Origin of the sequence: Kaistella sp. (assembly GCF_032060305.1) — a bacterium.
In the GTDB taxonomy this organism is placed as follows: Bacteria; Bacteroidota; Bacteroidia; order Flavobacteriales; family Weeksellaceae; genus Kaistella; species Kaistella yananensis.
Map to the genome: position 1 here is coordinate 1 of NZ_DAMBHK010000036.1, position 8978 is coordinate 8978.

An 8978-nucleotide genomic window follows, 5' to 3' on the forward strand; every position below is an offset into this window, starting at 1 on the left:
AGCAAAACAACAAAAAACATAAAAGGCAAAGTTCCAAGTCCAAATAAAGCCATGAAAGTGGCTCCCTGCAAGATTCCGCCTGCTGCCAAACTTGCGGTAAGTGCCATATATACCATTCCGCACGGTAAAAAACCATTAAGAATTCCAGTGCTGAAGCGGGATCTGTAATCCGCTTTCTGCATAAATTTCCCTAAATTCATTTTTACTTTAAAGAGAAACTGGGATAAAAACGGAATTTTAGAAGCGAAATCTGTACCACCGAAAGAAAATACAGCCATGATGATAAGCAATATGCCCGCTCCAATCGTAAGATATTTCTGAAATCCTGCCATTTCAAACCCCTGACCCAAAATTCCCAGCAAAGCGCCCAGTAACGAATAGGTCACAATGCGCCCGAACTGATAAGTAAGATTCTGAAGATAATAATTCGCCGCCTGCTTTTTAGTTAAACCCAATGACAGTGCTATAGGTCCACACATTCCGATGCAATGAAACCCTGACGCAAATCCCAACGCTAGTGCCGAAAAGATAAGTGCTATTTCCATTGGATGTCGTAATCGACCTGATAAGGTTTTTTATTGTTTTCCCACTTCACTTTCAAAGTATAGGAGCCCGGAAAAATTACTTTTGCGGGAATCTGGAACTGATTTTTACCATCAAGCGGGATGTCTTTTTTCACATCAAGATTTGAGTCATCGGTTCTAAAAAGTTCAAAGTGTATATTGGCATTTTCGGGCTTTACACTTTGAGGAAAAGTAATTGTAATTCCTTCTTTGTTTTGATGATAAACGGGCTTTTCGGTCAGCAGATCAGCATTGTTTTTTGCATTAATGATTTCCTGATAAGCCAGCTCATCTTCATAATAACTGTCTGAAATAAGTTCAGAATTCTGCATTCCGCTGGAGAATACAAAAATCAGAAAAAGTATAAAGGACATAAATAAGCCGAGTGCTACAGCAACACCGTGTCCCCAGCTGAAATTTTTGAACATAATTAAAATTGTAATTTAAAAGGTCCTTCAAAATAAGTTTCGAAGGTGTCGAGCAGTTCGCCTTTTTGATCATAAACTCCGATCTTCACATTCTGTTTAGAGAGTTTTACTTCTTTCTCAGGGAAACTTATATTCACCGTACCTTTGGTCATTTGATCTCTCTTCACAAGGATCTTGTCGGAAGCACTTACGGTAATTTCTCCATGCTGAGGTTCGATGACCTTAATGGTAACGACCTGATCCTGATTCGATTTATTAAGGAAAGTATAGTTATACGTGTTATTAATTTTACCGTCTCTTACGAAGAAGGATGATCCAGCCGGTTTGATGAATTTAGCTTCCATCGCGCCGCGGTTATTAAGAAGAAATCCTAAGAACCCAATTAATAGAAGCAGTATTGCGGTATATGCCTGCATTCTACCTGTGAATTTGAATTTGGTTTCTTTTTCGATTTCGTCTTCTGTTGCGTATCTGATAAGGCCTTTTGGAAGCCCAACTTTCACCATCACTTCATCACATGCATCTATACACGCCGTACAGTTTACACATTCGAGCTGTTGGCCGTCTCTGATATCGATTCCGGTGGGACACACTACAACACATTGGTTACAGTCGATACAGTCACCTTTTCCTGCGGCTTTGCGGTCTTCACCCTTTCTCCATTTCGCTCGGTTCTCGCCTCTCTTAAAATCGTAGTAAACGTTAATGGTCTGCTTATCGATGAGTACGCCCTGCAATCTTCCGTATGGGCAAACAAGCGTACAAACCTGCTCACGGAACCATGCGAAAGTAAAATAAAACGCAGCGGTAAAGATAATCATCACCAGAAAACTTGTAAAGTTGGTGAACGGGCCTTCCTGAATCATATCAAAAACTTCCTGATAACCTACGATATACATAAACATCCAGTGGGTAATGATCAGGGAGATAATGATGAATATAGACCATTTTAAAGACCGTTTCCAGATTTTCTCGGTATTCCATTCCTGACGGTCGAGTTTCATCTGCTTGTTCCGGTCACCTTCAATAAGATAATCAATTTTACGGAAAATCATTTCAAGGAAAATGGTTTGGGGACAAATCCATCCACAGAAAATTCTTCCGAAAACAACAGTAAATAAAATAATGAAAACAATGGAAGTAATTGCACCTAACGCCAGAATGAAAAAATCCTGCAGATAAAATGGCTGGCCTGCTATAAAGAACTGCCTGTCGATTACATTAATTAAAAGGAAAGGATTCCCGTTAATTTTAACAAATGGTAGTGCAAAAAAAACTGCGAGAAGAAACCAGGCTACAAGTGTGCGGTAATTGGTATATCTGCCACTGGGTTTTCTAGGGAATACCCACTTTCGCTTCCCAGCCTGATCCATGGTGCCAACAGAATCCCTGAAAGTTTCTGCTTCTACTACTTGTCCTTGTCCACCTCTGAAATTCTGATCATCCGACATTTTTTCTTAACTTTTTTTAAATCAAAAAACATAATCCGTTATCTGATTTTACAAAGATAACGAATTATGTTTTTTCAAATTATACAGTTTATGTTAAACTTTATTTCTCCCAGTTTGCTGGTGTTCCTTGTGGAGCAGCACCGCCTTTATCTGGAGTTATTGGGGTCTGTTCCTGGTTTATATGATAAATATATGCCGCTACATTCTGGATATCAAAACCTGTAAGAACGCCGTTTTTCCCGAATGCCTGCATGGTAGGATTGTTCGGACTTCCGTTTTCAACCATGTGGAATACGTTTTTGAATAAAGTTTTTTCAGGCTGGTTGATCCAGGTATTATCTGTTAAGTTAGGTCCAATTCCACCTTTACCTCCGTCGCCGTGACAAGAAACACAGTTGGTCTTAAATACCTCCTCACCTGCAGCAATGTTGTCTGGTGAATAAACCGCGTCTTCAATGGTTGGTGGCGGGGTTTCTTCCATCCATTTAGCAATGCTTGCCGTTTGTGCCTTATATTCCTCGTCGTATTCAATACCCTGATGAGCAAAATCTGACATGAAATAAGACGCCATATAAACCGCGCAGTATGCAACACCGAACCAGAATAAGCCAAGCCACCATTTCGGCAACTGGTTATCAAGCTCCATAATTCCGTCGAAACCGTGGTCTATAAGAATATCCTTTTCTTCTGTAGCCGACTGTTTCTTGAATGCACTGTTATAAAGACTTTTAAAGTAAGGAACTTTTTTAGACTCGAGATACAATTTCTTTTCTTCCTCAGAGAGTGCTTTAAATTTAGCATTTTCTACCAAATCACCTATTGAGTGCTGTATCATCGCAATGATGGAAGCAATAATTACAGTTCCCCAAAAATACGGCGACGCAAGGAAAGAAGTATTCTGAACAAACATATAGAGCACGATAAATAATAGGCACACTATAATGAGAATGGTTATGTAAACCGGCGTTCTTTGTTTCATTGTAGTTAATTTAAAAAATTATAAGTTTTTATCTTCAATATCATCATCTAAAGGTGCATTTGCTTCTTCATCATAGTGTTTTTTCGGACGGGAAAAAACATAATATACAATCCCCAGAAAAAAGAAAAGAAAGAGCAACATTGCCAATGTCTGGTAAAAACCCACATTTTCGCCGTTGGAAAGAATATCTTTTACATTTTGCGGTATCATGGATGCACTTTATTTATTAGTGATTAATTTGAACTTGCAGTTTTGATTTCGGTAGTTTTAATATCTGTACCTAATCTCTGCAGGTAAGCGATTAAAGCAACGATTTCTTTCTTTTCCAGCGGAGTAAAGTTAGCGCCTTCTGCTGCTTTTCTTTGCTCGTAGGCCAGTTTTACGTCTGCTGCTTCAGAATAAATCTGCTTCACAATGAATGCCGCCTGGTTATCTGCCCACTGGTCTGCCGAATCAATCTGTGCCTGGGTATAAGGAACATCAAAAGTATTCTTCATCAGTTTTACCTTATCTACCATTTTACTTCTGTCGAGGTCATTAGCAATTAACCATGGATAACGGGGCATAATAGATCCTGCGGAAGTAACCCGTGGATTCAGCATGTGTTTGTAATGCCATGAACTTGGGTTTTTACCACCCTGACGGTGCAAATCCGGACCGGTTCTCTTAGAACCCCAAAGGAATGGTCTGTCGTACACAAATTCACCTGCTTTAGAGTACTGTCCGTTTTTCCCGTTGAATCTTACCACCTCATCTCTGAAGGGTCTGATCATTTGGGAGTGACAAGAATTACAGCCTTCTCTGATGTATAAATCTCTACCTTCCAATTCAAGTGGTGAATAAGGTTTCACTGCCGCAATGGTAGGAACGTTATCTTTAATTGCAAGCGTAGGTACAATTTCTACAAATCCCCCGATGGCTACAGCAACAAAAGAAAGTATCGTTAGTAACACAGGTGTTCTTTCTAACCAAAGGTGAAGACCTTCTCCTTCTTTTCTTTGCTTGGTAACATTAGCAAGTGCTGGTGCTTCAGCAGGAACTTCTTTCTGGAATGATCCCTTTCTTACCGTAGCAACGACATTCACCACCATTAAAATAGCTCCGGCGATATAAAGCAAACCACCAACAAATCTCATTTGATAGTAAGGAATAATGGCAGTTACAGTATCCAACCAGTTTTTATATACTAATGTTCCGTCTGGATTGAACTGTTTCCACATTAACCCTTGAGTAAATCCTGAGATATATAAAGGAACTGCGTAGAAAATAATTCCTAAAGTTCCTAACCAGAAATGCCAGTTAGCTAATTTTACAGACCATAGTTTTGTCCTCCAAAGGATTGGTAAGAGGAAGTAAACCATACCGAATGTAATAAATCCGTTCCAGCCAAGTGCTCCTACGTGAACGTGACCAATAACCCAGTCTGTATAGTGACCGATTTTATTTAAAGTTTTAGTTGCTAAAAGCGGTCCTTCGAAAGTTGCCATACCATAACAAGTTACTGCAACGACAAAGAATTTAAGAACAGGATCTTCACGGACTTTATCCCAGGCACCTCTTAAAGTAAGAAGACCGTTCAGCATACCTCCCCAAGACGGTGCGATAAGCATAATAGAGAAACCTGTAGCCAAAGCTTGCGCCCATCCCGGTACAGCAGTGTACTGTAAGTGGTGTGGCCCCGCCCAGATATAAACAAATATAAGTGACCAGAAGTGAATGATTGATAATTTATAGGAAAATACTGGTCTGTTTGCTGCTTTCGGCAAGAAGTAATACATCAAACCAAGAACCGGTGTTGTAAGTACAAACGCTACTGCATTATGCCCGTACCACCACTGCACCAATGCATCTTTCACCCCTGCGTATGCAGAATAAGATTTCCAGCCGGTAAAGGAAAGTGGAACTTCTAAGTTATTGAAAATGTGAAGCATCGCAATGGCAACCCAGGTTCCCAAATAGAACCAAATTGCAACGTACAGGTGACGCACTCTTCTTCTTGCAATGGTACCGAACATGTTGATACCGAAGATCACCCAAATAATGGTAATCAGAATATCAATCGGCCATTCGTGTTCTGCATATTCTTTGGAAGTATTGATTCCCATTAAGAAGGTAATAACAACAGCAACAATCATCAGCTGCCATCCCCAGAAGTGAATCCAGGAAAGGGTATCACTGAACATTCTTGTTTTAAGCAAGCGCTGCATGGAGTAATAGGCACCCGCGAAGAAACCATTACATACGAATGCAAAAATTACTGCGCTGGTGTGCAGCATCCTGATCCGTCCAAAACCAAATGCCCCCTGGGAATTGATTAATCCCTGCAGATCACCGCTTCGTAAACTTACGATGGTTGGGTCGTCCGTCCCGAGAAAATACTCAGGAAGTTCCGGATAGAATAGCATCCATGCGGCGGTAAGTCCTAATAAAAAACCGACAAGCCCGAAGACTACGGTTGCATAAAGAAACGCACGCACAATACTGTTGTCATAACTAAACTTTTGTGTTTCCATATTAACTAATCACTTTTTGCTTCTGTTATTTTTTTTAATTCTGGTTTATTTTCTTCTTCAGATCCCGGCTCGTCTTTGATAATTTCTGAGTCGAGAAGTATCCGGACCGCGGGAGATTCATCATCCTCGAACTGCCCTTTTTTTACGTTTACAATAAAAACGATTAAAAAGACCACAGCCAGCGACACGCTGCAAAGAATCATTAAATATAATATATCCATGTGCGGTGCAAATTTAGGGATAAACCGGTTCAAATTTACTTAAAAAATATGATATTCCTCAACAAACGTTAAAGTTTGTTAATTTAAAATCTCTCTAAATAATCAAATTTCTCGGATTAAGTTTTTGATTCTGAATTATGTAGAGAAATTCACACGGTAAATCCTTCTTTTTTATTTGATTTTAAAATATTTTGTACTGCGCCACCAAGTGGAAATTGACGTAAACGCCACCACACTTATCGAACTTATCGGCATTAAGATCGCCGCAAACAATGGCGACATGTGTCCCGTAACCGCAAAACTCAACCCGATAATATTGTAGAAAAAACTGATCGCAAAAGTAATCTTTACAATCACCATCGCGTCTTTGGAAAAACTAAGATAATCATTCAGTTTTTCCAGTTTTTCGCCGGACATAATCGCATCGGAGGAGGGGGTGAAAGAATTGGTATCATCTGCAACCGCAATTCCCACGTTACTTTGCTTCAGTGCGCCTGCATCATTAAGCCCATCACCCAACATGGCCACTTTTTCGCCGCGGTCCTGCAGTTTCTTAATGTAATTTAGTTTATCTTCAGGATTTTGGTTAAATGCCATTCCATCAAAATCAGGAATAATTTTCTTAAGCTGCTTTTCCTCAGATGCATTGTCGCCGCTCAACACATGAACACGGTAACCTGCAAGATTTTTAAATAAAGTACTTAGATTTTTCCGGTATTCATTCTTGAAGACAAACTTCCCAATAAAGACATTGTTTTTACTGATATAAACCGCGGTTTCCAGATTTTTAGCTTCTTCACCAATCAGTTTTGCAGAACCTATCTTATAAAGTGCCCCGCGGACTTCTGCTTCGTAGCCCTTTCCGGGAGTTTCCGCAAACTTTTCAACAGGAAAATATTCGTCCTCAACTTTCAGAAAATCATATAGCGCTTTTGATAATGGATGGTTTGAATTTTTGACGAGCGACTTTATATTTTTCAGATCGAAATCTTCAATCTCATTCCCTTCAAAATGAATATTTGCTTCCTTATTGTGAGTGATTGTACCGGTTTTATCGAACACCAAAGTGCTGATTTTCGAAATTTTTTCGATGGTTAAAGTGTCTTTTACGTAGAATTTATTCCTTCCCAAAATCCGCATCACGTGCCCAAAAGTAAACGGTGCCGAAAGTGCCAGCGCGCACGGGCAGGCAATAATAAGAATTGCAGCAACGACCTGAAACATTTTTTCAAAATCAATTCGTCCCCAATAAATTCCGGCAATCAGGGTAATTCCCAAAATTATAAAAGTGAAATATTTGGAAATATGGTTGGTTAATGTATCTAAACCTGTTTCGTACTTTCTGAACGCTTCCTTATTCCATAACTGAGTTAAGTAACTCTGGTTCACAGTCTTAATCACTTCAAGTTCCAGCGCTGATCCCACCTGTTTCCCGCCGGCAAAAATCTTGTCACCAGGTTTTTTAGGTACCGAAGCACTTTCTCCCGTAATAAAACTATTGTCGATATTGCCTTCACCGTTAATCAAAATAGCATCCACCGGTATAATCTCCTGATTACGGACCATAATCCGGTGTCCGACTTTCAGATCCGAAAGCAAAATATTTTCCTGTTTTCCGTTGAAATCAACTTTGGTAACGGCAATCGGATAAAAAGATTTGTAATCTCTGTCGTAGGAAAGCGCGCTGTAAGTTCTTTTCTGAAAAAGTTTCCCTAAAAGCATGAAAAAAAGCAGTCCGCAAAGCGTATCGAAATATCCTGGGCCGTAATCCGTCAACACCTCATAAATACTTCTGCCATAAAGCATAATAATTCCAAGAACAATCGGGACATCAATATTTACAATCTTATTCTTCAGCCCAAACCATGCGGATTTAAAATAATCTGAAGCGGAATAAAAAACCACCGGGGTAGCCAGTAAGAACATGATAAACCGGAAAAGATGCTTGTACTTCTCCATCCAGAAATCGGTTGTTCCCATTACGTGTTCAGCATATTCCGGATAGCTGAAAAACATGCCGTTCCCGAAAGCAAAACCAGCAACCGCAAGTTTAATCACCAGGGATTTGTCTAAAGATTCTTCTTTTTTTTCTGCAGTTTCCAGGTTCACCACAGGTTTGTAACCTAAACTTGTAAGGAATTTCGCCAGTTCGCTTAGTTTCAGTTCATTATGATTGAATGAAATCTGTACCGTTTTGCGGGTGAAATTGACCTGAGAATAATTGATATTGGGATTTAGCGACTGCAGACTTTCTAAAAGCCAGATACACGATGAACAGTGGATAACAGGAATCTTAAAATTCACAAGACTGGTATTTCCCTCAGAAAAATCGGTTACTTTCTCGAAGATTTCCGGCGTGTCGAGATAATCGAACTGGGACGTATTGTCGTCATTTGGCCGGATTCCGGATTTTTTATTAAGCTCATAAAAATCGCTAAGATTATTAAGATTCAGGATTTCGTAAACGGATTTGCATCCATTGCAGCAAAAGATCTTTTCATCGAATGAAATTCGCTCTTTATCTATGTTTTGGCCGCAATGAAAACAGTTTTCAGGCATTTTATATAAAAAATTTCATGCAAAATTATAATAAATAAATTTGTGGCTGGCTTATAAATACCCTATTTTTGCTGATAAATGTCATAAAAAAATGTCGTTAGAAAAACAAACCCTAATTGAGGAAAACCTCTTGAAAGTGTTCAGCGATGAGTCCTTCCAGGAAATGCTTTCACCCGAAGATTATAAAAATTATCTTTCTGTAAAACAGAATCTTAAATTTCATAAAGGTGAAACCATCTTCGAGGATGGTGGAACTCCCAACGG

The 8978-nt window shown here is 39.4% G+C and carries 8 protein-coding genes; all 8 read right to left on the reverse strand.

Going from position 1 to position 8978, the window contains the following annotated elements; all coding sequences use genetic code 11:
* Nucleotides 1-545: sulfite exporter TauE/SafE family protein (locus V5N63_RS06695; RefSeq protein WP_332033325.1), on the reverse strand; the 545-nt coding region annotated here is incomplete at its 3' end.
* Complete coding sequence (locus V5N63_RS06700) at nt 536-991, reverse strand: FixH family protein (protein ID WP_088468213.1); 456 nt, start codon at nt 989-991, stop codon at nt 536-538. The genes V5N63_RS06695 and V5N63_RS06700, both read right to left, overlap by 10 nt.
* A 2-nt stretch (nt 992-993) precedes the next feature.
* Complete coding sequence (gene ccoG, locus V5N63_RS06705) at nt 994-2442, reverse strand: cytochrome c oxidase accessory protein CcoG (protein WP_332020109.1); 1449 nt, start codon at nt 2440-2442, stop codon at nt 994-996.
* A 100-nt stretch (nt 2443-2542) separates the two neighbouring features.
* The gene (locus V5N63_RS06710; protein ID WP_332020108.1) at nt 2543-3421 is read right to left on the reverse strand and encodes a c-type cytochrome; all 879 of its coding nucleotides are present in this window, start codon (nt 3419-3421) and stop codon (nt 2543-2545) included.
* A gap of 18 nt (nt 3422-3439) precedes the next feature.
* Entirely contained in the window at nt 3440-3631 is a 192-nt protein-coding gene (locus tag V5N63_RS06715) for a cbb3-type cytochrome oxidase subunit 3 (protein WP_088468216.1), read from the reverse strand.
* A gap of 23 nt (nt 3632-3654) precedes the next feature.
* Complete coding sequence (gene ccoN, locus V5N63_RS06720; RefSeq protein WP_332033326.1) at nt 3655-5934, reverse strand: cytochrome-c oxidase, cbb3-type subunit I; 2280 nt, start codon at nt 5932-5934, stop codon at nt 3655-3657.
* 5 nt (nt 5935-5939) lie between these two features.
* Nucleotides 5940-6155 (reverse strand): cbb3-type cytochrome oxidase assembly protein CcoS, encoded by a 216-nt coding sequence (gene ccoS, locus V5N63_RS06725; protein ID WP_088468218.1) that lies wholly within the window; start codon nt 6153-6155, stop codon nt 5940-5942.
* Between the two features lie 171 nt (nt 6156-6326).
* Nucleotides 6327-8714, reverse strand: coding sequence for a heavy metal translocating P-type ATPase (locus V5N63_RS06730; RefSeq protein WP_332033327.1), 2388 nt, complete (start codon nt 8712-8714; stop codon nt 6327-6329).
* Between the last annotated feature and the right edge of the window lie 264 nt (nt 8715-8978).

Excerpts from the sequence above, each read along its gene's own strand:
- V5N63_RS06700 (WP_088468213.1), bottom strand. The coding sequence starts at position 991 with ATGTTCAAAAATTTCAGCTGGGGACACGGTGTTGCTGTAGCACTCGGC.
- V5N63_RS06710 (WP_332020108.1), bottom strand. The coding sequence starts at position 3,421 with ATGAAACAAAGAACGCCGGTTTACATAACCATTCTCATTATAGTGTGC.
- ccoN (WP_332033326.1), bottom strand. The coding sequence starts at position 5,934 with ATGGAAACACAAAAGTTTAGTTATGACAACAGTATTGTGCGTGCGTTT.
- ccoS (WP_088468218.1), bottom strand. The coding sequence starts at position 6,155 with ATGGATATATTATATTTAATGATTCTTTGCAGCGTGTCGCTGGCTGTG.
- V5N63_RS06715 (WP_088468216.1), bottom strand. The coding sequence starts at position 3,631 with ATGATACCGCAAAATGTAAAAGATATTCTTTCCAACGGCGAAAATGTG.
- V5N63_RS06730 (WP_332033327.1), bottom strand. The coding sequence starts at position 8,714 with ATGCCTGAAAACTGTTTTCATTGCGGCCAAAACATAGATAAAGAGCGA.
- ccoG (WP_332020109.1), bottom strand. The coding sequence starts at position 2,442 with ATGTCGGATGATCAGAATTTCAGAGGTGGACAAGGACAAGTAGTAGAA.